This is a genomic window from Bacillus sp. ISL-57, from assembly GCF_018613135.1.
Classification (GTDB): Bacteria; Bacillota; Bacilli; order Bacillales; family DSM-1321; genus Peribacillus; species Peribacillus frigoritolerans.
This window is the reverse complement of record NZ_JAGGQV010000004.1, coordinates 429991-453896: the sequence shown is the minus strand read 5'-3', so window position 1 is coordinate 453896 and position 23906 is coordinate 429991. Positions and strand designations below refer to the sequence as shown.

Genomic DNA, 23906 nt, shown 5'->3' with positions numbered 1-23906 from the left:
ATTAGAGACCCCCTTCTAATCTATTTAAATTAGGTCTATATTTCTTTAAAACTTGCAGTTTTTCTATAATGATATTTTCTTCTTCATCCATGAAGGCACATTCCAAGTCATGTCCCCATTTTGAATATTGATCAGGAGATAAGTTCACTTGTCCGGCAATGCGCAGCTGGGCAGGCTTCATGACAGAGGCAGCTATGATGGCCTCATTATTCCCTTTATATCCGGCATGGGCTATTCCCTTTAGCTGTCCCATGATATATATGTTGCCACCCGCTCGAACCGTTCCGTCGGGATTGACATCCCCAATTAACAGTAAGTCGCCGGGAACTTCAAAAACCTGTCCCGACCTTATCACCTTTGTCACGGTCGTCACTTGGTTTTCTTCTTTCCATCGTTTCGCTTCATCCTTCGACAGGACATTCGAAATCATCTCAACCACGAAAAGCTTCTTCTTTTTATGGATGACCTCTTTAATCTTTTCTTCTTGTTGTTCATCAAGATAGCGGTTCCCTGTATGTACTTTTACGGAAATGGACGGGTCATTTTCTTGAAACTGATAGTTTGCCGAAAGCTTCACTTCTAACTCTTTCAATAATTCGGAAAAGGAGCAAGAATCATCGAGATGAAGCATAAACCCGTCTTTTGTTCCCTTAATCATGACATTTTGCTGAATTCTTTTATTCATGACGTTTGTTTCACCTCAATGAAATATAATTCGACATAGGAAAACAAATTTCCTTTTTCTACGTACACGGAAAAGAGAAAATACATTTCCCACCTGCTTCTTAAAGACACAGGAACGTTATTCCGTTTCTCCTTGCAAATCAAGCATTTCAATCATTCTCTTTAAAGGATAGCAACTGATGATAATGAATGCGAGATTCAATAATAATGTCGGAATCAATCTCCGTTCCGCAAATTCACCAAATCCCATATCTGCAAATGATAGGATGATATTCATCTGAAAGATGACAACCTCTAAAACTGCCGTGAATAAAAGCGCAGTAAGGCAGGCAATCAAAATATTATTTTGCAGGATTTTCATGCTTTTCGATATCAGATAGGCAAGAAAAGGCAGCAGGAACATGTAAATTCCAAGGATTTCCGTATATACGACATCATAAGTCAACCCAAGAATCGCCCCATAAAGCATACCCATTTTCCTGGACCCGTACATGGTCAGGAAAAAAACGAATATCATCATGAAATGGGGCACGAGGATTTTATCGGCCCCGAATGCATCTCCAGCGAACATCTGGGCGAAGATGCTTTCAAAAACAAAAAAAACCAAGGCTATGAAAGAAAGGATGAAATATCTCACTCAGCTTCATCCTCCCCTTCACTTTCTTTCTGTACACCGTCCACTTCACGCTGAACGACCATGACATTATTAATATCATAAAAATCCGTCGAAGGTTCGATATATGCAGTCTGGTTCAATCCATATTGATCCACTTTGACATCGACAACTTTCCCGATCAGCAGACCTTTCGGAAAGATTCCTCCATAACCGGATGTGATGACCAATGAATTTTTCTTGATCTTTTTATCGTAAGGAATCCGTTTCATCAGCAAAAGGTTCTTCTTATCATCGAACCCTTCAATCAAGCCATATGCTTTATCATCACCCTGAACGATGGCTGAGACACGGTTGGCTTTATCGATCGAACTTAAAAGTTGAACCGAGGCCGTGAAATCCGTCGCTGATTTCACCTTACCGACTAACCCATTGGAAGTGATGACAGCCATGTTTTTTTCTACCCCATTACGCTTCCCTTTATTGATCGTCAGCATTTCATGCCAGCGGTCGGGATTGCGGCCGATGACCGTCGCCTGAGTGGGCGAATACTTCCGCAGGTCATCTTCTTTTTTGAGGTTGTCGCGAAGTTCTTCATTTTCTTCCTTTAAATCTTGGACTTGGGTTTTCAATAATACATATTCATCCAAGCGGGCTTTCAATTTTTTGTTTTCATCGTATGTATGTTGAAGGTCTTTTAAGCCCCCTACAAAACCTGTTATACCCGATACTGGCTTATTAAACACATTTCCGACCCAGCCTGTCGTATCTTTCAGGAATTGCTCCGGCCAGGTCAACTCTTCTCTCTCCCTTAATGAAAAACCGATCAATGCCACGAGAACGATAATACTAACGAGCAAGAGAAGGAGCTTTTTATTAAAAAACTGTGGCATGGTGATTACACCTCTATCTAAAATTTACTCTATGGTTTTTAAAATTACACTATGGATTTAATGAAATAGCAAAACATAAGAAAACCGGCTCAAAATTGCACCTTTTGTTGAGCCGGCCCTATTTGAGAAGTAATGCTTATCGCGAATCTCTTGATTTAGTCTTGAATAAATGAATGTGGTCCAGCGCTTTTCCCGTTCCGATCGCAACGCAATCCAGAGGATTTTCAGCGATGATCACCGGCATTTGCGTTTCTTCACTGATGACTTTATCCAAATTGCGCAGCAAAGCACCCCCGCCTGTCAGTACAATGCCTCTGTCCATGATGTCAGCGGCTAATTCAGGTGGTGTTTTCTCTAAAGTGTTTTTCACGGAATCCACAATTGCAGAAACGGTGTCGCTTAATGCTTTGGATATTTCCTCAGCTGTAATTTCGATCGTTTTTGGTAATCCAGTCAATAGGTCACGGCCGCGAATTTCCATGTTTTCGACGCCTTCCGTGTCTCCAGCAGAACCAATTTCCATTTTGATCGCTTCAGCAGTACGCTCACCGATCATCAAATTGTAGTTCTTACGGATGTAGACGATTATGGCATCATCCATTTCGTCACCGGCAATACGGATCGATTGGCTTGTAACGATTCCGCCAAGGGAAATGATGGCCACTTCCGTCGTCCCTCCGCCGATATCGACGACCATGCTGCCTGTAGGCTCCCAAACGGGAAGGTCCGCACCGATCGCTGCTGCAAACGGTTCTTCGATAGGATATGCGTCACGGGCTCCAGCTTGTCTTGCTGCATCGATGACTGCACGCTGCTCAACTGCCGTAATTCCAGAAGGCACACAAATCATGACATATGGCTTGTTGCCGAATACGCCCTTCTTTTGAGCTTCCTTCATATAATACTTCATCATGGTAGCCGTCGTTTCATAATCGGCAATTACTCCATCCTTCATCGGGCGCAGGGCAACCACGTTACCAGGTGTACGGCCGATCATGTTTTTCGCATCGTTTCCGACTGCAACGATTTGCTTTGTATCTGTTTGCACCGCTACAACCGATGGTTCACGTACTGCGATGCCTTTTCCCTTCACATAGACAAGCGTATTCGCCGTTCCTAAATCAATCCCTATATCTCTTGCTCCAATTCCAAACATTATGGTATCTCCCTTTCGTAAACAAAAATGCCTTTTTATAAGTTCAAATAATAATTTGTCGTTTTTTGACAATAAGAGTTTTGAAAAAGTTTCCTCTTTTAAAAATCATAAACAATATTATATCGTATCGTCAAAAAATTTGATAGTGTCATAAATAACCTTTTTCCTTCAAGCTAACATATTTATGTTCCCCGATGATGATATGGTCCAATACTTCAATCCCGATTATTTTACCACATTCGACTAACCTTTTCGTCACTTCAATATCTTCTCTGCTGGGAGAGGGGTCTCCGGAGGGGTGGTTATGAAGACAAATGATAGAGGCAGCTGACCTTTTGAAAGCCTCTTTAAAGACCTCGCGCGGATGCACGATCGAGGCATTGAGGCTCCCGATGAATACAGTAGTTTTTTGTAGCACTTGATTTTTCGTATTTAAATAGAGACAGACGAAATGTTCCTGTGATAAAAACCGCATTTCCTCCATGCAATAATTAGCTCCATCTTCAGGAGATCGAATCACATAACGGTCTTGGTCATTTAAATTGTTAATTCTCCTGCCAAGTTCGACAGAGGCCAGGATTTGTATCGCTTTTGCTTCACCAATCCCTTTAATCACGGTCAGTTCTTCCACTGAGGCTTCTTTTAGCAAGCGCAGGCCCTTGAAGGAATTCATGAGCCTGCCGGATAGTTGCAGGACTGATTCTTCCCTTGATCCTGTCCTCAATAGCAAAGCAAGCAATTCCTGATTGGAAAGACTTTGCGGCCCGTCCTGGAGAAACCTTTCGCGCGGCCTCTCTTCTTTCGGGTAATCCCGTATTAACATTTTTTCGCTCAAAAGATCAACCCTTCCTTAGAAAAGGGAAGATGCCAGGGGAAATCAGATTATCCTAACTCTTCCTGCATCGCTTTAAGTTCCCGGGCCAGTCTTGAGACCGGAAGCCCGACGACTGAGAAATAGTCCCCTTTGATTTGTTTGACAAGAAGAGATCCGTATCCTTGAATCCCATAGGCGCCAGCTTTGTCAAAAGGTTCCCCGCTATCCAGATATCGTTCGATTTCAGCTTCTGGCAGCTCCCAAAATGTCACTTCCGTTTTTTCTGCGAATACTCTGCGATGCTTTCCGAACAGGATGGCGACACCTGTGTATACTTCATGTGTCCGTCCTGATAACATTTCCAGCATTCTTTTTCCATCCGCCCTGCTTACCGGCTTACCCAAAATCTTACCATCAAGGACAACAACGGTATCCGAGCCGATTACCCAGCTTTCCTGAAATTTTGCTGCGATGGCTTCCGCTTTACGGGATGCCAGTTCTTTCACCGCTGCATCAGGACACATGTTTTCATCAATACTTTCATCAACATTGGAATTCATGCTTTCAAAGGGGATTTGAAGAAATTGAAGAAGTTCTTTACGACGTGGTGATGAGGAAGCTAAAATCAATGGATGCATAATATAAAAGTCACCTTTCTTTACATAGGGAGATACATATCTATCCTATCAAATAATGGTGCAATCCACAATTATTGTTTACTAGGAATCGACAAATCCCTGTAAGTATTTCCCGGAAAATAAAAAAGGTGTCACAGATGGTTTCATATTGGGAGGCTTGTCCCATTAGGCAGCCCCCCTATTTCACTACTTTTGGTAATTCAATAAAAAATTCAAAAGACTTTCTTGAGCCTGGAATAGCTTTTCTTCATTTTTGGAAGTCTCATATTCATCAATCGACTTTGCCGCAGCAGTCAGGTCATCGTTCATCTTTGAAAACGCCGGCGATAATTTCCCCGCCTTCAGTTCATCCATGTTTTTTTTCAGGGTTTCCCCGTTTACCGTCCCTGCCTTTCCGCGGAGCTTTGTTGCGGATGTTTCTGCCAACGAAGCATATACTGCCTTCATCTTGTCGAGGGTTTTTTCATCTTCTTGGCTTGTCCCTGCCGCTTCAAAATTGATTTCCTTCCAATATACATCCACATCATATGACTTTAAGAACAAGGCCAATTCTTTACTTGCAGCTAGACTCTCTGCAGATCCCAGAAATAGATAATAGCTTTCTTCCAATTTGAAGATTTCAGCAGGAACCTGCTTTTCAATGATTTTCTTTTGAATTTGCCTTGCCGCATCCTCGCTGCTGAATACTCCCCCCTGTACAAGGAATGTCTTCAGCTGGTTTCCCGGTTCGGTCACTGCCGCTTTTTTATCTTCAACTGTGGCTTCAGTTGGAATCGGGGTCTCGACCGAAGATACTTCGGCTTTTTCCTTTGTAATCGTTTTAACGGCGATCAAGCCAAGAATCGACCCAAAAAACACAGCACAAATGACTGCGATCATGAATGTCTTGATCGGTCTTTTATCCGAGCTTTTCAGTGACCCGGTACCAAAACCGATGAGCTTCGGCATTTTCTTCTTTGGCGGTGTGGGTACCAATACGATCTTGCTTTCATTTGAATCCTCAGGGAGTATCCATTCGAAACTCTCATCAGTTTGTTCCTGTTCCTGCTCCTTACTCGCCGCCTCTTGACTTTCAACTTTTTTATCGGCAAATACTTTTTCTTCCCCATTTATTTTAATCGTTACACCCTTGCTTTCTTCCGGCTTGCCCAATTTTTTTCCTCCCCTCCAGATCATTTTTTTCATCCTATCATAGAGGGAAAAAAAAATAACAAGACTTTTGTCGTCTTGTCATTAATAGGTTTCGTCAAATTTCCCTATTCATATATCGGTAACAAAAAAGGAATTCCAGGTACTGGTACTATTGCTTCATGAACCCTTCCATATCACCTCTCACCAATTACATACATCCCTCTATCATTTCATAATCTCTTGCCGTCAAATGGGGATGGTTCCCTACTGAGCTATTGTTCAGGTGATTTTTTGACAAATTCCTCTTGAATCAGGATGGCCCTTTAAGCTCATCTTAAAAATGTTACATACCAATGTAATAGCGAATCGCCCCAAAAATAAGCAGTCAATGTCCCAAAAACGATATACGGTCCGAAAGGAATAAGGGTTTTCTTTTTTAAGATTCCGGTCAGCAACCCGGTGATGCCAAGCAATGCCCCATAAAAGCACGCAAAAAGCAACGATAACAGCACCATCTTCATTCCCAATACGAAGCCAATCACTGCAAACAGCTTGATATCACCGCCACCCATGCCCCCCTTACTCACGACCGCGATTGATAACAGCAGGCTAAAACCAACCGCTGCCCCGACAATTGAATCCCACCAGGGCGTCAGTGGAAATGAGACTCTTAAAACAATAAAAATCACTATAAAGAAAAGCAGTATTTTATCGGGTATGAGCATATAGGCGACATCAGTCACGAAGATGATCATAAATAATGAAATCAATATCCAGCCAACCAAAAGTTCGCCCGACCAGCCAAGGAATATCGGAGCAGAGGCAAACAAAACACCGGTCAGCATTTCCACGGCCGGATAAAGGGGGGATATCCTTGCTTTACAGCCCCGGCATTTACCGCCTTGCAACATATAAGAAATAACCGGCATCAACTCGAAGAATGTCAATGTACGCCCGCAAGAAGGGCAGGCGGAGCGACGATTCGCAAATGAATGGCCAGCTGGAACACTTAAACCGACAACGTTAAAAAATGAGCCTAAAATTAAGCCAAATACGAAAAGATAGATATGGATAGCCATCATTTATACAAAGTGCATGTGGATTCGATTGCCTTTCTTTGAAACCCTGATATAAAAGTCCCTTCCGCTATGTAGTTAACCATTGGGTTCTTCATGCTCATTCCTCCCGTCATTTAATTAAGCATATCCTACTATTCAACATTCATATGGAATGCAATATATAAACATATTTTAACAAATAAATTGGCTGGTTTGTTATCAATCATTCTATTGGAGTTTTTTCTTTTCAAGAGGCTCTTTAACAAGAGAAAAGGACCTTCGTAAAGATCCTTTCGGACTGTAGACAAACTCGATGAAAATCGAGTTTGTCTACAGTTTTTTTTGGCTTGTACAGATTTCCACTTCAGGCACTCGCTTTCCGCGGGCGGTCCGGGAGCCTCCTCGGCGCACTTGCGACTGTGGGGTCTCCCTTGGACTCGCTATTCCCGCAGGAGTCTCGTACACCCGCTCCAATCAACTATGTTTAAAATTTCAGATGGAACTCCTTTTGCCTATAGTCTTTTTTGTTTTAAAATAGAACTATTAAAACCTGAGGTGACATTATTCTATTCAGCGAGACCAACTTGAAATGATTACTTAGACCAACTGGTGCCGGCGAATCAGTTGGTTCGTAAAATTGAGGCTGCCATTGACTTCACTTTCATTTATGATTTGGTGAAAGATATATATTCAGAGATAGGAAGCCCAAGTATTGATCCAGTTATATTAGCCAAACTGACTTTCATTCGATTTCCCCCTCGGTATTCGTTCAATGCATAAAGCAATTGAAGAAGTTGAAACAAATATGGCTTACCGTTGGTTCTTAGGCTTTGGTTTCCATGATAAAATGCCTCATTACGGTAATGCACATTATTTAGGCATCTTCCCTGATTAGGAACTCCCTCACAAGTGAAAGGAAATGAAGGGACCCTGTAATGACAAGGATCTCTTTATCCCCCGTTTTCCTTTTGCCTTCCGTTATCGCCGCCTGCCAATCCTTGTTTATACTTTTATTTGGATGACTGCATTTTTCAAAAAGCGTTTTCGCATCCGCCGCCCGTTCATGGTCGAATTCGGTAATGATGATTTCCATTGCCCCCGTTTCCAGTCCATGAAGCATCTCGGAATAATTTTTATCTTTAAATGAGCTGAATACGAATCGGTACTTATAGTCGGGGTAATGCACTTTTAGCGTTTCCTTCAGTACGTCGATGCCGGCAGGATTATGTGCACCATCAATGATCACCAATGGCTCATCCGATATTTTTTCAAAGCGCCCATCCCATTTCGCTGCCCCTATTCCTTTAAGGATGCTTTTTTCATCGATATTTTCCATTCCAACTGTGACAGCAGCAATGGCCAGTGCCGCATTCTCCATTTGATGACGGCCCAGCATCCGCATTTCCACATTTTCGATTGACCTGTCGGCAAGTGAAAATGAGAAACTTTGCCCACGTTCACTTCGCTTCATATTGCTAACATGAAAGTCTTTACCCAATTGGTAATAAGGTACGCCTAAAGCTGACGCTTTTTCTTCAATTACTTTTGCTGGTTCCCCGGCTGTGACTCCGCTGATGACCGGCGCCCCGCTTTTTATGATGCCTGCCTTCTCAAAAGCAATTTCCCCAAGTGTGTTACCCAGGATGTTCGTATGTTCCAAAGAGATCGAGGTAATGATCGAAAGAAACGGCTGGATGACATTGGTTGTATCAAGCCTGCCTCCCAAACCGGTTTCCATTAAAACCAAATCGACTTCCTTTTGGCTAAAATAAGAGAATGCCATTGCAGTCAAAATTTCGAACTGGGTGGGACCATTCCCCTTGCTGTCCATCTCATGTATGATCGGACTAAGCTTACGGAAGACATCGATGAAATCCTGATCACTTATTTCATCCTCATTCACCTTCAGCTGTTCATTCATCCGTATTAAATAAGGAGAAGTGAAGGAAGCGACCCGAATCCCTTGGGCAAGCAGAATTCCTTTAATATATTGCAGTGTCGATCCTTTCCCGTTGGACCCTGCAATGTGAATATACTTTAGCTCCTTGTGCGGGTCGCCTAATTCAGTTAACAATGTTTCCATCCGTGACAGTCCAAAATTCATGCCCAATTGAACTTGGCGCCGTTCAAAAAATTGATTGATTTCTTTCATGGTTGTAACCATTATCGTGGAGCCTCCTCTTTCTTTATACCGCTCTTATGCGTTAAGATTATTTTATCAATATATGTACGATTAACCTAGATGAAAGGTAGTGTTTTACCATGAAAACTTCAGATTTCCACTGTTGGATTGTCGTCAACGGCTATTTACAGCATGATAAGTTTTCCAGTTTAGCTTTTTTCATTAAAGAGGCGGCTGAAAGGAAAGATATCATGGCAACCCTTATCCGCAATTCAGATCTCATGCCCATAATCGAAAAAGGAGTGCCGCGGCTGAAAGGAACCTTTGATAAGCTGCCGGATTTTGTTCTGTTCATGGATAAAGACATTCATTTGGCGCGCCATTTGGAATTGCTCGGCATCCCCGTATATAACAGCAGTGCAGCAATCGATATATGCGACAGCAAAGCAAAAACACATCAAGCCTTAACAGGGCATGGCATACCGATGCCGAAAACCATATTTCCCCCTTTTACGTACGAAGGGATTGAAAGGGTCAATATGGATGCTTTTATCCAAATCGGCAATGAACTCGGTTATCCTCTAATCGTTAAGGAAGCATACGGTTCTTTTGGGGAACAAGTATATTTAATCCAATCAGAAGATGATTTACTGAAGACGGGCCGTGATCTTGGCCACAAACCATTTATCATCCAGGAATTCATCGAGCACAGTAAAGGTCGGGATATTCGCGTGAATGTCGTGGGCAATCAAGTCATAGCAGCGATGCAACGTCATTCCGAACAGGACTTCCGAGCTAATATGACTGCCGGGGGGCAGGCTGCACCATATATACCCACCAGTGAAGAAGCACAACTTGCCATTCGATGTGCACAAATTCTGGGTGCCGACTTCGCTGGCGTCGATTTGCTGTTTGGTGAAGAAGGTCCGCTTTTGTGCGAAGTGAATTCAAATTCGCATTTATTGAACATTTATGAATGTACAGGCATCAACATCGCCGATAGCATGTTCGATTATATCTTGAAAGAATTAGGAAAAGGAAGTGCATCTGATGAAAAAACAAGCAGGCTGGTTGATTTATAACCGTGAGGATGCCTTGAAAAATAAAGGATACATAGATTGGATGCTTGACGAAGCCAGTAAGCTTGATCTTGATTTACACTTTCACTTTCGGGAAGACCTTAGGATCGGTCATCGTTTCAACAAGTTGTATGTGGAACATGAGATGCAGCCAATTTCATTGCCGGACTTTGCCATCGTCCGGACCATCGATCCTTTTTTCACAAAGCAACTTGAGCAATTGGGGATTGCTTGCTTTAACTCCTCCTTCGTATCGGAAATCGCGAATGACAAAGCAAAGACGCATCAATATTTGTCCTCGCTGGGGATTCCAATGGCCGATACCGTTTATTGTAACGGAAGGCCGAGTGCCGATGACATGGAGCTCCCTTTCATTGCTAAAGAAACTAGCGGCCGCGGCGGGAAACAAGTATTTCTAATCGAGCATGCCGATGATCTTGCCCAACTGAATGATGGGAATTGGATAATCCAAAAACCTGGCTTATTCGGTAGGGATATCCGCGTTTTTGTGGTTGGTAATAAAGTGAAGGCCGCGGTACTCAGGGAATCCGCTTCCAGTTTCAAGGCAAATTATACGCTGGGCGGATCGGCTTCGCTATATGAGCTGACGGCATCTGAATTAGCCCTTGTTGAAAGGGTAATGAGTTCATTTGATTTCGGCCTGGTCGGTATCGATTTCATATTTGCCCAAGATGGCAGCCTCATGCTGAACGAAATTGAGGATGTCGTCGGGAGCCGGACATTAAGTGCACTAAGTGATATGAATATCGTATGGGAGTACCTTACATTCATAAAAGAAAGCATATCCTCTTCTTAAATAGCATGTAAACAGAAAAAGGATGAACCGGCTTCAAGCTGGTTCATCCTTTTGTTTTACAGTTGTTTCAGTTCGCTGATCCTGTGGATTACAGAGTCGCGTTTTTCGCTATAGTCTTTTTCCTTGGCACGTTCTTCTTCGATGACGCTTGCCGGCGCCTTTTTAACGAAGCCCTCGTTGCCTAATTTTTTCTGTACACGCTCAACTTCTTTATTAAGTTTGTCGAGTTCTTTTTCAAGACGTTTCACTTCTTCGTCAATATTGATCAGTCCTGTAAGCGGAAGGATTAGTTCTACGCCAGTTACCACAGCTGTCATGGCTTGAGCAGGCTCTTCTACTTCGATTCCGATCGTCAATTGTTCAGGGTTGCAGAAACGCTCGATATAGCTGCTGTTTTTCTGTAATGTCGCTAAGATGGCCTCATCTTTCGCTTTTAAAATCAAATTGATTTTTTTGCTTAGCGGTGTGTTCACCTCAGCACGGATATTACGGACGGAGCGGATGATTTCAACAAGCAGCTTCATTTCCTCGGCGGCAGCTGTATCTGTCAACTCTTCATTCACTTCCGGCCAAGCGGCAACAGTGATGGACTCACCTTGATGCGGTAGGTTCTGCCAGATTTCTTCGGTAATGAATGGCATGAACGGGTGTAACAATCTCATTGTGTTATCCAGTACATACGCCAAGATCGAGCGCGTCGTTTTCTTAGCCGCTTCGTCTTCTCCATATAGTGGAAGCTTCGCCATTTCAATATACCAGTCACAGAAGTCATCCCAAATGAAGTTGTATAGCACACGGCCCACTTCACCAAACTCATAACGGTCCGCAAGTCTGGTTACGTTGGAAACCGTTTCATTCAAACGCGTCAAGATCCATTTATCGGCAACAGACTTCTCACCGCTTAAATCGATTTCGTCATACGTCATGCCATTCATGTTCATCAAAGCAAAACGGGATGCGTTCCAAATCTTATTGGAGAAATTCCAAACTGCTTCGACTTTTTCCGTACTATAACGAAGGTCCTGGCCTGGCGAGCTGCCCGTAGATAAGAAGTAACGCAGGGAATCGGCACCGTATTGATCGATGACATCCATCGGATCGACACCATTGCCAAGCGATTTACTCATCTTGCGCCCCTGTTCGTCACGAACCAGACCGTGGATCAGCACATCTTCAAATGGGCGTTCACCTGTGAACTCAAGAGCTTGGAAAATCATCCGCGATACCCAGAAGAAAATGATATCATAGCCTGTCACAAGTGCCCCGGTTGGATAGTAACGTTGGAAATCGACACTGTCCTTATCAGGCCATCCCATAGTCGAGAACGGCCATAATGCCGAGCTGAACCATGTATCAAGGACATCTGTATCTTGTTCCCAGTTTTCAGCGTCCGCCGGCTCTTCATGACCTACATACACTTCACCTGTTTCTTTATGGTACCAGGCGGGAATGCGGTGTCCCCACCAAAGCTGGCGGGAAATGCACCAGTCGCGGATATTTTCCATCCAATGCAGGTACGTTTTCTCGAAACGGTCCGGTACGAAATGAACTTTTTCCTCATCTGTTCCTTTTTGAAGCTCAACGGATGCATCAGCCAGCGGCTGCATCTTAACGAACCATTGCGTGGAAAGATATGGTTCAACAACAGCACCGCTTCTCTCTGAATGGCCTACTGAGTGAAGGTGATCTTCGATTTTGAAGAGTACTCCTTCTTCCTGAAGGTCCTTGACGATTTGCTTACGGCATTCAAAACGGTCCATGCCTTCATATTTACCGGCCTTTTCATTCATCGAGCCATCTTCATGCATGACAAGGATGCGCTCCAAATCGTGACGGTTCCCGATTTCGAAGTCATTCGGGTCATGAGCAGGAGTAATTTTGACCGCACCTGAACCGAATTCCATATCGACATAATCATCGCCGACAATCGGGATTTCCCGGCCTGTAATTGGCAGGCGGACCTTTTTGCCGATCAAGTGTTTATAACGGTCATCTTCAGGGTGTACGGCAACAGCAGTATCGCCAAGCATCGTTTCTGGACGGGTGGTGGCAATTTCAATTTCACCCGATCCGTCAACCAACGGATATTTCATATGGTAAAATGCGCCCTGCACATCTTTGTAAATGACCTCGATATCGGATAACGCCGTTTTCGTTGATGGATCCCAGTTGATGATGTATTCGCCGCGATAAATCAAGCCCTTGTTATAAAGCGAAACGAACACTTCACGCACTGCTTTTGAAAGCCCTTCATCCAGAGTGAAGCGTTCACGTGTATAATCAAGTCCAAGCCCAAGCTTTGACCATTGTTCACGGATATGGCTCGCATATTCCTCTTTCCACTTCCATGTCTCTTCCACGAATTTTTCACGCCCAAGGTCATAACGGCTCACGCCATCCGCACGAAGTTTCTGTTCTACTTTTGCTTGAGTGGCGATACCGGCATGGTCCATGCCTGGTAACCATAAAACATCATAGCCTTGCATCCTTTTCATGCGTGTCAATATATCTTGAAGTGTCGTATCCCAAGCGTGGCCAAGATGCAGCTTACCTGTAACGTTAGGCGGCGGGATGACAATCGTATATGGTTCTTTTTCATCGTCACCCGTCGTTTCGAAAAACTTTCCATCAAGCCACCATTTGTAGCGGCCTTTCTCTATCGTCTGCGGATCATATTTAGTCGGCATTGAAATTTGGTTCTCTTCCATATCATTTCCTCCTTTTTGGGCATAAAAAAAACTTCCATCATCACAAAAGGACGAAGGAAGTTGTTCGCGGTGCCACCTTTTTTCCGAAAAAGAAAAAGTCTCTTTCGGCTCTCAAATCGGATAACGGCTCTTCACCGGCCTTCGCTACTAAAAAATTCACGAAGACTGCTCGCGGACGACTTCGGATGCTGCTGCCTGGAAACCTCGCACCAATTTGGTTTCCTCTCTGAAAAGTGCATTTCATCTTACTATTTCCGGTCTTTGCATTGATTTATATTCATATGTAAAAACATTGAATGCATATAGTATATAGTACAAAAAACATGGGGCTCTAGTCAATCATCTTTTCCCTTACTTTCTCAGGAATCATCCCATTTGATGCATTCAAGTCCATTTTCTTTATTTTATCCTCCAGGAACAGTGAATGTGACGGCTGTTTCACCTTTTTCCCTGCCCACCCATAGAATATAAGAAGTCCTAAAAAGGAAGGTAATAATATGAAACGAAGATATACTCCCTATACTTTACCGCCTTGGATGAAGAAATTCCGCGGTGTCTGCCAGCAGTTCATCGTTCCCTTTATCGTATTCCAAGGATTACGCACGCTGATTTTCCCGACTTTCTTCGATATGCTCCTGCTAATCGCGTTTATTTTCCTGGCCATGTCTTTGTATTTCGAATGGATTTAATTATTCCCTTACAGCAAAAAAATATACATGACTGGAGATGATCCAATCATGTATATTTAGCTTGGGGGTGATTGTTCTTCTTTTGCAGCCTCGGCAGCAGCCTTTTTCTGCTGTTCGATTTCTTCGATTTTCATCACCATATATTCAATATTTTTCAAAAGCCAAAATTGCCGCTGTAGTTGCGTGACATTATCAAGCTCTGAACGATGGCTCCTGCCATCGGAATAACCCTTCACTAATTCCAAAGCTGATCCAGGGAATGCCAGATAACTTTGCATGAGAAGCAATTCTTCTTCTTTTAACGGAAAATAACGAAAATAGTTATATAGCCAGTCAACACAGTCATCGCATTGGACAGGATAGGTCCTGGCCGATTTAACGAGAAATGGCAGTAAATCGAAATGCGGCGGAGCCATATTCGAATTCTCAAAATTGATGAAGTAGCCATATCCCCGCTCATCATAAACAAAATGCTTCAAAGAAACCTTTCCGTGCGTTACCACGGTTCGAACCTTTTCACTATCCTTCGTTTTTTCATACCAGGTTTCAAACTTCTTGATCGAGTACTTCAACGCCTGTGAAATATCAGTATAGAAAGAACAAACCGTCAGTTCGAATGGAGACATATACCACTTCTTTTCACAGCTGACAATATACTCTTCTATAAATTCCTTTTCGTTATTCCAGGCATCAAGCGTCCGCTCAAAATGGGCTTCCCGTTCCTCAATATCCACTTGTATTTCCTTAACGGAAAGTGAATGCATCCGAGCAAGCTCCCTGAACATTTGCTTATTCTTTTCATCGCGCTCCCCGTCCCTTTCATCATTAAGCCAGGGCATCAGGTAATACAAACGTCCTTTATGAAGAACGGCGTAACGCTGGTCCATCGTTTGATAAATGGGAACGATTCGATTAAAGCCGCGCTGGTACAGTTTTTGAACATTTTTGATAAAATCAATGCCGTTCTGCGGTAACATGGATTTCAAGGCAAATGTACCGCGATCACTGTATATTTTTTTTACACGCCCGAAGTCCTCAATATATTGAACATACATGGCATATTCCTTCAATACGGTCTCCGTGTCCCGATCCCGATTGGCAGGCTGCTGATTCTCGTTTTCCCTCACGAGACTCACTCACTTTCTCTAAAAAAACTAAACAATCCGATTCCTCCAGCATTTAAAAAACAGGAGCAGAGCAAATGCCCTGCTCTCTGTCCCGGTCAATTCTTATACGCAACCGCCTTCGGTATATAAATGACTTGCCCTTCATGGACGTTCTGATTCGACTCCAATTCATTGCTGAAAAGGATCGATTGAACCGTAACATCATATCGCTGAGCCAAGTCATCAAGCGTTTCCCCTTGCTGAACAATGCAAACCTTCATCCTTACCAGTTCTTCTTCTTGTTTCCGTCCGAATAAATCCATGATGGAAAGCTGCTTTTCATCATGATCGGCCGTTTCTTTTTCATCACGTTCCGCTGCTTGTTTCCTGCCTTTGAAATTCTTACCTTCCTTAGCCGGAGGCGCAGGTCTTTCCCTCTTTTTGAATAGATCGCTTATGGATGAATTGGATTCCTCTTCCTGCTCCACCTTAACATTTTCATTAAGGATAGGACCCGCTGTAACGGCATCGTCTTCCTGCCGGATGACATCCTCGGTTTCTAAATTTGAAACTGGGCTACTTTGATGATTGGTTGCTTTACTTGGCTCTTCTTCTACTTCTTCTATGAATGTCACACGAGGAGTCTCCATGGAATCCTGCCTGCTTGGTTCTTCCTCCAATTTTGCCTCTCCCATGAAAGGTACCTTTTCCGAGGAGTCAGGCGGATCACCAATCACTTCTTCCTCTACAGCCTCAGCTTCTTCCTGTCTATGCACTTCCGTTTCCCACTCCTCCTCTTCAGGATATGGTGAAACGGGAATTTCAAAAACGGGAGCATTATGCTGATCGCTTAAATAAATCGGTTCTTCTTCTTCTTCTTCTTCATTTGCTTCAGAAACCCGTTTTGACTCTGCAGAAAAAGGCGCATATAACTCTTCTTCCTCCTCATCACGGAAAACGGGCTGAAAATCCGGGATTGGCGGCACTGCAGCTGCATAAGGAATGTATGACTCATTTTCCCCATCCGTTTCTTCCTGATCCTCCGTTTCCCCAACTTCCTGCTCAGTATCAAACCGTTCTTCCACATATGAATCATTATAGATTCCGGTTATCAAAAGGTCCGCCTGCAATTTCAAGCAGTTATGCTCTGGCATGGCATAATCAAAGCTTTGAATCGAGACATCGACCTCATCCAAAGAGGCAATCCGATTATTCGGAATCGTTATATCAACCGGAAAACGGTGTGTGAACTCATTAAGTCCATTGAGATGCCTCTCGACCTTTTGAACCGCTTTTGGCAAAAAGGTCTGCGAAAACTCCTCTTCTTCACCATTTTGCGAGTCTTTGTATTCACCGCTTAAATCTAACGAGCCTCGTATAAAAACATATTGATCACTTTCTTGAATCGACACATTTGGATCAAGGGAAATCGAATATAGCTCAGCCACTTCCTGTCCCTTCTGAAACCAAACGGATTCTTCTAAAGAAAATCGTAAATACGATTCATTTTCTTGCGACAAGACAACTCCTCCTTTCAGCTTCATGAAACGGTACCTATACCAATATCAATCTATGAAGGAAAGAAGCTGTTTATTCCTTAATTTCATTTGCAGCGCACTCCTTACATATTCCCTGAACCTTTTAAAAGAAGGGGGTTCAATTTTCAGGCTATATCAAGCGGGATTATCAAGCAGCATGAAAAATCCGACATGAAAACCATATATTCGGCCTACGGCCATATTAATTCCCCAACAGCCTATTAATTCTGCTTTCTACCAATTATTTAGACCTACCTCCAATTAATTCGGACGTGAACGTTAGATTCGATTCTTCCACGTACGGATTGAATTCAAAAAAACTGGCTGCCTTTCTCCAAAAGTTTTTGGAGAAATGGCAGCCAGTTCAAATTTATCATTATCGAATATCGCGGTAGCTCATGAAGCTTTGAATCATTTTTTTAATTTGGCAAAAGCCTGTTCTGCCGCTTCAATGGTTTTTTCGATATCTTCATCACTATGTGCAGTGGAAAGGAATAACCCTTCAAACTGTGACGGCGGCAAGTAAATGCCTTGATTCGCCATTTCCCTAAAGTAGGAAGCAAAGAACTCTAAATCGGATGTTTTTGCTGTATCATAGTTTACGACATCTTCATTAGTAAAGAAAAGTCCAATCATGGAACCGGCACGGTTGAATGTATGGGGAACTCCGTACTTTTCCGCTGCCGCTCCAATTCCTTTTTCGAGCATATCCCCTTTTCGGGTGAACTCATCATAAGATTCCGGAGTCAATTGGCTCAACGTTTCAAAGCCTGCCGTCATGGCAAGAGGGTTACCAGACAAGGTTCCCGCTTGATAGATTGTCCCACTCGGGGCAATTTGTTCCATGAATTCGCGCTTGCCTCCGAATGCTCCGACAGGCAAGCCGCCGCCAATTACTTTCCCAAGGCAAGTCAAGTCAGGTACGATGCCGAAATAGCCTTGTGCACAATTATAGCCGACACGGAATCCTGTCATGACTTCGTCAAAGATCAATAGAGCCCCATATTGGGTCGTCACTTCACGTAAACCTTCGAGGAAACCAGGTTGTGGCGGAACCACGCCCATATTCCCTGCAACAGGTTCTACTATGATACAGGCGATGTCTTCGCCAAATTGTTCAAACGCATATTTGGTTGCAGCAAGATCATTATATGCTACGGTAATCGTATTTTTTGCAATGCCTTCCGGTACACCAGGGCTATCCGGTAAACCTAATGTTGCAACGCCGGAACCCGCTTTGATCAGCAATGAATCGCCATGGCCATGATAGGAACCTTCGAATTTCAGGATTTTATCACGGCCTGTTATGCCTCGTGCCAGCCTTAGCGCACTCATCGTCGCTTCGGTTCCTGATGATACCATCCTGATCATTTCAATCGAAGGCACCCGTTCCATGACCAACTTGGCCAGCTCATTCTCAATCAGCGTAGAGGTTCCAAAGCTTGTACCTGACTCCGCTACTTTTTTCAATGATTCCACGACACGGTCATTCGTGTGACCCAGGATGAGCGGTCCCCATGAAAGAACATAGTCGATATATTCATTTCCATCGATATCATACATTTTCGAGCCTTTTCCACGCTCCATGAAAATGGGATCCATGTCCACAGATTTGAAGGCACGTACCGGGCTGTTCACGCCGCCTGGCATCAAATTTTTTGCTTCGGCAAACGCTTTTTTCGATTTTTCATATGACCGCATGATTCAATCCCCTTTTTCCATTACAGGTTATATTTTTTTATCATTGATTATCTTCGTTTATCCAGCGTGCTACCTCTTTTGAAAAATACGTGATGATCAAGTCGGAACCTGCGCGTTTCAAGCCTGTCAGCATTTCCATCACTATCGCTTTCTCATCAATCCAGCCGTTTTGGGCAGCAGCTTTGACCATTGAATATTCACCGCTGACATTATAGGAAACGATCGGAAGATTAAAGTTATTCTTAACGTCCCTGATGATGTCCATGTAGGAAAGGGCCGGTTTCACGATTAGGAAGTCCGCACCTTCAGCAACATCGGATTCAGCTTCACGAAACGCTTCAAGGCGATTGGCGGGATCCATTTGGTAAGTTTTCCTGTCGCCAAATTGCGGCGCACCATTCGCAGCATCACGGAATGGGCCGTAAAAAGCCGAAGCATATTTCACCGCATAGGACATGATCGGAATATCTTCATAACCCGCTTCATCCAGACCTGCACGGATGGCCGCAACGAAACCGTCCATCATATTGGAAGGCGCAATGATATCTGCGCCGGCCTCAGCCTGGCTGATTGCCGTTTTGGCAAGAAGGTCAAGAGAAGCGTCATTAAGGATTTTTTCACCTTCAACGACCCCGCAATGGCCATGGCTTGTATACTCGCAAAGGCAGGTATCCGCTATGACAATAACTTCGGGATATTGTTTTTTAATAAACCGGGTTGCTTCTTGCACAAGTCCGTTGTGATGAAATGCCCCTGTTCCCTGTTCGTCTTTATCATGATCAAAAGGGACACCGAATAAAATGACTGATTTAATGCCCAGACTCACGACTTCATCCATTTCGGCCCCCAGATTATCCATGGATAGCTGATAGATGCCTGGCATGGAGTTGATTTCATTTTTCACATTTTCCCCGTCGATGACGAAGATCGGATAAATCAAATCCTCTTTATGCAATTGTGTTTCACGGACTAAAGCCCTCATGCCAGCACTTGCGCGCAAGCGGCGGTGGCGATTGAATGGAATGTTTTTCATTTGAAAGTTCCTCCCTTTTTATTTCTTTTCAATATGAAGCGTATTAACTCCGCAACCATGGCATCCGTCGTATAAACATCTGGATAGACATCGACGGATAGCCCGTGTTTTTCTGCCGTTTTAGCGGCAATCGGCCCGATGCAGGCGATGATGATCCGGTCTATGTATGTATCCAATTCATGGCTTTTCATGATCTGTAAAAAATGATTGACCGTCGATGAACTCGTAAAGGTCATGATGTCGATTTCATGGTTCTTTATAAGCTGTACCAGCTTTTTTTCACTGCTTCGGGGAAGCACTGTATGATAAATTATCACTTCATCACAGATTGCTCCAGCTTCATTGATCGCCTCCGCAATAACCGCCCTTGCGAGATTTCCTTTTGCCAGCAACACGCGGGCACCCGGATCAAGCAGGGTATTGAACTCCGCCACGAACCCTTCGGCAACAAACTGAGCTGGAACGAAATCCGCCTTATATCCATGCCGTTTCAGGGCCATTTCTGTTTTGGAGCCGATTACGGCTATTTTCGGAAGCTTCAAAGGCGGGTTTCCAAGAAGCTTAAAGAAGAAATCCACCCCATTTTGACTGGTCAGAATGATCCATTCATATGTAAGCAACTCTTCAAACCGCTGTTGCACATCTTCCATATGATCTGGAAGAGTGAACTCAAGCAATGGCACAAGAAGCGGCGTTCCGCCATTTTTTTCGATCGACTCTTTTAAACCATCTGCCTGTCCTTTCCCTCTGGTGATTAATACCTGATAATCCTTAAGAGGTTGAACTGGGTTCATTACTGATCAAGCTCTTCTTTAACGCGATCGATCAGTTCTTTACCGCCCATTTCGCTAATCTGTTTGGCAGCGGCATGCCCAACCGCCACTGGATCAGCACCTTCAACCATTTCTTTATATATCACCTTTCCATCCGGGGCAGCGACCAAAGCCGTCAAGGAAACGGACCCATTATCTTTTGCCACCGCAAATCCGGCAATCGGCACCTGGCATCCGCCTTCCATTTTATCCAAAAAGGCACGTTCCGCTTCAACCGTCCTTTTCGTTTTTTCACATGTCAATTTCGCAAGTTCCGCAAGTAGTTCTTTGTCGTCTTCACGGCATTCAATGGAAAGAGCTCCTTGTCCCACTGCCGGTATGCAAATATCTTCATCTAAAAATTCCGTTACGATGTCCTGCTCCCAACCCATTCTTGATAGTCCTGCTGCCGCTAAAATGATAGCATCATAATCTTCCGTTTTCAGCTTATTCAGACGGGTATCGATATTTCCGCGAATCCATTTAATTTCAAGGTCCGGCCTTCTAGCCAAAATTTGCGCGCCACGGCGCAAGCTGCTAGTGCCTATGATGGAACCGGGCTTCAGTTCGGAAAGGGTTTCATGGTTCTTTGAAATCAAAGCATCCCGATGGTCCTCCCTCGGTGGTATGCAGCCAATCGTCAAACCTGGAGGCAGCACTGCCGGCATATCCTTCATACTATGTACGGCCATATCAATTTCTTTATCCAGCATCGCTTGTTCGATTTCTTTAACGAATAAGCCCTTTCCGCCGACCTTGGAAAGTGTTACATCAAGGATTTGGTCACCCTTTGTGACAATTTCCTTCACCTCGAACTCGTATGGGACCCCAAGTCCTTTAAGTTGATCGATAACCCAGTTCGTTTGGGTGATCGCTAATTTACTACGTCTTGAACCGACAATTATTTTTCTCATAGTTTCCTCCTATGTATTCCAAAAGTGGAATGTTGAAAGGCTTCCGAAAAGGAAAAAGTTAATTAACACAATCATGAAAGATCCAATATTCAGAAAGGCTAGCGTCCTTCCATACATTTGTTTCCGAATTTTCAAGTATAAAAACACACTGTAAGCAATAAGCAAAATAAATGAGCCGATGATCTTCATGTCCAGCCAGGATACTCCAGGGACTTTTATATAAGCCCATTGAATCCCCAGGATGAGGGAGACGACCAATAATGGAACACCTATAACTGCGAGGACATAGGACATATGCTCAAGCTTTGTTAAATCGCCGAGTCGAAGCAGGCGTTTTCCCCACTTCTTCCGTTTTAATAAATCATATTGAATTAAGTATAAAAGTGAAAAAACGAAAGAAAGAGTGAATGCCCCATATGATAGGATCGCAAAAGTGATATGTATGAGCAATAGCTCTGAAACCAGGCGCTGTGCAAGCACTTGAGATTCTATCTGAACAGGTGCAAAGGTATGGATGGCCATAACCATGAAACCTAATACATTCGTAAAAAAGACCGTAAAGTCGACCCTTAGCAATCGGTTAATGATCAATGATAGCGATATGAGGACCCATGCATAAAAATATAAGCCTTCAAAAATCGTCAATACCGGGAACCTTCCCGTTTTCAACACATACAGAAACAAAAAAATTGTTTGCAGCACCCAAACAATAGAAAGCAACCAGAAGGCGACCCTGTTCGCCTTCTGGTTATTATTAAGGAAATCAATAAAATATAAAAGCATACTGATGGCATACAGCAAAACAGTGGCTTCATGCAATCTTGTCATTAGTAATTCCATATCTACCTCATTACTGGACAGGAACTGGATTCAATAGGGATGACTTGGAGCTGTTCCGTTTTTTTTCATCCGCAACCAGCTGGTCTTCAATCAATTCCTCTAAATGGAAGATTTTCACGAAATTATTTAATTGCTCTTTTGCATTCGGCTCATCTGCCAGCTCTTTTGCATAAAGTATCGGATCTTTCAGCATTTGGTTGATGATGCTTTTCGTATGCTTGTTCAAGACTTTTTTATCACGTTCGCTCAAATGCGGAAGCTTTCTCTCGATGCTTTCCATCGTTTCCTTTTGTATCGATAGGGATTTTTCCCGTAAAGAAGAAATGACGGGAACCACACCAAGTAAATTGATCCACTGGTTGAAGTCCACGATTTCTGATTCGATCATCATTTCTATTTTCTCGGCAGCTTTTTTACGTTCTTCGATATTGGCTTGCACGATCCCTTCCAGATCGTCAATATCATACAAGAAGACATTTTCCAGCTCGGCCAATGTTGGATCGAGGTCACGCGGCACTGCGATATCGACCATGAAAATAGGACGGCCCTTACGAAGCTTATTGACGAATGACATCATTTCTTTTGTTACAAGAAGATCTTTTGCTCCAGTGGAAGTAATCAGGATATCGGTATCCACTAAAGCGCATTGCAACTCTTGCAGCTGTTTGGCCGTACCATTGAATCTCTCAGCCAGGTCGACCGCTTTCTGAAAGGTGCGGTTAATGACCGTAATGCTGTCGGCGCCATTGCTATGCAGATTTTGAATGGCCAGCTCACCCATCTTACCGGCCCCAAGAATCAAGACATTCTTGCCGTTCAGGCCTCCAAAGATTTTTTTTGCAAGCTCGACTGCCGCATAGCTGACGGAAACGGCATTGGTATTGATTTCGGTTTCCGAATGAGCTTTTTTAGCTAATGTAAGGGCTTGCTTGAAGAGATGGTTAAAAACGGTACCGATCGTATCTTCCTTCTGCCCTAACAAATAGCTTGAACGTACTTGTCCCAAAATCTGAGTTTCTCCCAGTATCATGGAATTCAAGCCGCAGGTAACTGAAAATAAATGCTCGACAGCCCCATCGCCTTCATAAATGAACAGATATTTAGAAAATTCTTCTTTATCGATGTTAAACCATTCCGAAAGAAATTCCTTGATATAATACCTGCTTGTATGAAGCTGGTCCCCGACCGCATAGATTTCCGTCCTGTTACATGTTGAAATAATAATATTTTCCAAGATGCTTTTTTTATTTTTAAGAGCTTTCATTGCCTCGGCAAGTTCGGCTTCGTTAAACGATAGTTTTTCCCGAATTTCTACAGGGGCAGTTTTATAATTTATACCAACCGCTAGAATATGCATCCTTTTGTTTTGCACCCCCAAAATTTTTCATGTAAATTAATTATACCATGTACTAAAATGGATTCACGCAAATAATATGAACAGTTTATGAAAACGTATGCTACCATGAAAAGACAGCCAAAACGCCTCAATGCTACAAAAGGTGTCTAAGCGGGATTTGTAAAGTTACATACATATTTCGACATTGTGTACAAAAGTACCAT

At 43.4% G+C, this 23906-nt stretch carries 21 protein-coding genes, 1 pseudogene and 1 other annotated feature; of the genes and pseudogenes, 4 read left to right on the top strand and 18 right to left on the bottom strand.

What is annotated here, in order from left to right; genetic code table 11:
* Window position 1: 1 nt before the first annotated feature.
* The 8 genes from minC to J7I90_RS10570 form a co-directional block, all read right to left on the bottom strand.
* A complete protein-coding gene (gene minC / locus J7I90_RS10605) occupies window positions 2-685 on the bottom strand; it encodes a septum site-determining protein MinC (RefSeq protein WP_214771250.1) in 684 nt (227 codons plus the stop codon).
* A 117-nt stretch (window positions 686-802) separates the two neighbouring features.
* Window positions 803-1321, bottom strand: coding sequence for a rod shape-determining protein MreD (gene mreD / locus J7I90_RS10600; RefSeq protein ID WP_096337838.1), 519 nt, complete (start codon window positions 1319-1321; stop codon window positions 803-805).
* On the bottom strand, window positions 1318-2190 hold the full coding sequence (gene mreC, locus J7I90_RS10595; protein ID WP_214771248.1) for a rod shape-determining protein MreC: 873 nt from the start codon (window positions 2188-2190) through the stop codon (window positions 1318-1320). The genes mreD and mreC overlap by 4 nt, the downstream gene beginning before the upstream one ends.
* Before the next feature lie 136 nt (window positions 2191-2326).
* Window positions 2327-3346: a rod shape-determining protein gene (locus J7I90_RS10590; RefSeq protein ID WP_034308871.1), complete on the bottom strand. Its 1020-nt coding sequence runs from the start codon at window positions 3344-3346 to the stop codon at window positions 2327-2329.
* Between the two features lie 148 nt (window positions 3347-3494).
* Window positions 3495-4169 (bottom strand): RadC family protein, encoded by a 675-nt coding sequence (gene radC / locus J7I90_RS10585; protein WP_214771365.1) that lies wholly within the window; start codon window positions 4167-4169, stop codon window positions 3495-3497.
* A 59-nt stretch (window positions 4170-4228) separates the two neighbouring features.
* Entirely contained in the window at window positions 4229-4798 is a 570-nt protein-coding gene (locus tag J7I90_RS10580; RefSeq protein ID WP_214771246.1) for a Maf family protein, read from the bottom strand.
* 186 nt (window positions 4799-4984) lie between these two features.
* A complete protein-coding gene (locus tag J7I90_RS10575) occupies window positions 4985-5950 on the bottom strand; it encodes a hypothetical protein (RefSeq protein ID WP_214771244.1) in 966 nt (321 codons plus the stop codon).
* Between the two features lie 308 nt (window positions 5951-6258).
* Window positions 6259-7011 (bottom strand): prepilin peptidase, encoded by a 753-nt coding sequence (locus J7I90_RS10570; protein ID WP_214771242.1) that lies wholly within the window; start codon window positions 7009-7011, stop codon window positions 6259-6261.
* A gap of 565 nt (window positions 7012-7576) precedes the next feature.
* Between J7I90_RS10570 and J7I90_RS10565 the strand changes: the two are divergent.
* Window positions 7577-7846: pseudogene (locus J7I90_RS10565) on the top strand (transposase); the annotation flags it as partial.
* Window positions 7847-7861: 15 nt separating this feature from the next.
* Here J7I90_RS10565 and J7I90_RS10560 read toward each other — a convergent pair.
* Window positions 7862-9151, bottom strand: a complete 1290-nt coding sequence (locus tag J7I90_RS10560; protein WP_214771240.1) for a bifunctional folylpolyglutamate synthase/dihydrofolate synthase — start codon at window positions 9149-9151, stop codon at window positions 7862-7864.
* A gap of 98 nt (window positions 9152-9249) precedes the next feature.
* Between J7I90_RS10560 and J7I90_RS10555 the strand changes: the two genes are divergently transcribed.
* Window positions 9250-10191, top strand: a complete 942-nt coding sequence (locus J7I90_RS10555; protein ID WP_214771237.1) for an ATP-grasp domain-containing protein — start codon at window positions 9250-9252, stop codon at window positions 10189-10191.
* On the top strand, window positions 10160-11005 hold the full coding sequence (locus J7I90_RS10550; protein ID WP_214771234.1) for an ATP-grasp domain-containing protein: 846 nt from the start codon (window positions 10160-10162) through the stop codon (window positions 11003-11005). Before J7I90_RS10555 ends, J7I90_RS10550 begins: the two co-directional genes overlap by 32 nt.
* Window positions 11006-11061: 56 nt before the next feature.
* Here the strand turns inward: J7I90_RS10550 and J7I90_RS10545 are convergent, their stop codons facing one another.
* On the bottom strand, window positions 11062-13713 hold the full coding sequence (locus J7I90_RS10545; RefSeq protein WP_214771231.1) for a valine--tRNA ligase: 2652 nt from the start codon (window positions 13711-13713) through the stop codon (window positions 11062-11064).
* Between the two features lie 43 nt (window positions 13714-13756).
* Window positions 13757-13984: a binding site (T-box leader), on the bottom strand.
* Between the two features lie 226 nt (window positions 13985-14210).
* Between J7I90_RS10545 and J7I90_RS10540 the strand changes: the two genes are divergently transcribed.
* Complete coding sequence (locus tag J7I90_RS10540) at window positions 14211-14402, top strand: hypothetical protein (protein ID WP_101222799.1); 192 nt, start codon at window positions 14211-14213, stop codon at window positions 14400-14402.
* A gap of 56 nt (window positions 14403-14458) precedes the next feature.
* On the opposite strand, the gene ysxE is transcribed toward J7I90_RS10540, so the two are convergent.
* The 8 genes from ysxE to hemA all read right to left on the bottom strand — a co-directional run bounded on the left by ysxE (window position 14459) and on the right by hemA (window position 23703).
* Window positions 14459-15529, bottom strand: coding sequence for a spore coat protein YsxE (gene ysxE / locus J7I90_RS10535; RefSeq protein WP_311315263.1), 1071 nt, complete (start codon window positions 15527-15529; stop codon window positions 14459-14461).
* Between the two features lie 95 nt (window positions 15530-15624).
* Window positions 15625-17028, bottom strand: coding sequence for a LysM peptidoglycan-binding domain-containing protein (locus J7I90_RS10530; RefSeq protein ID WP_214771228.1), 1404 nt, complete (start codon window positions 17026-17028; stop codon window positions 15625-15627).
* A 429-nt stretch (window positions 17029-17457) separates the two neighbouring features.
* Window positions 17458-18747, bottom strand: coding sequence for a glutamate-1-semialdehyde 2,1-aminomutase (gene hemL, locus J7I90_RS10525; RefSeq protein WP_214771225.1), 1290 nt, complete (start codon window positions 18745-18747; stop codon window positions 17458-17460).
* A gap of 40 nt (window positions 18748-18787) precedes the next feature.
* Complete coding sequence (gene hemB, locus J7I90_RS10520; protein ID WP_072273336.1) at window positions 18788-19780, bottom strand: porphobilinogen synthase; 993 nt, start codon at window positions 19778-19780, stop codon at window positions 18788-18790.
* Window positions 19777-20574: a uroporphyrinogen-III synthase gene (locus J7I90_RS10515; protein WP_214771222.1), complete on the bottom strand. Its 798-nt coding sequence runs from the start codon at window positions 20572-20574 to the stop codon at window positions 19777-19779. Before J7I90_RS10515 ends, hemB begins: the two co-directional genes overlap by 4 nt.
* Window positions 20574-21506, bottom strand: a complete 933-nt coding sequence (hemC, locus tag J7I90_RS10510) for a hydroxymethylbilane synthase (RefSeq protein WP_214771219.1) — start codon at window positions 21504-21506, stop codon at window positions 20574-20576. Before hemC ends, J7I90_RS10515 begins: the two co-directional genes overlap by 1 nt.
* A gap of 9 nt (window positions 21507-21515) precedes the next feature.
* Complete coding sequence (locus tag J7I90_RS10505) at window positions 21516-22334, bottom strand: cytochrome C assembly family protein (protein ID WP_251025198.1); 819 nt, start codon at window positions 22332-22334, stop codon at window positions 21516-21518.
* Window positions 22335-22356: 22 nt separating this feature from the next.
* Window positions 22357-23703, bottom strand: a complete 1347-nt coding sequence (gene hemA, locus J7I90_RS10500) for a glutamyl-tRNA reductase (protein WP_214771360.1) — start codon at window positions 23701-23703, stop codon at window positions 22357-22359.
* Window positions 23704-23906 lie beyond the last annotated feature (203 nt).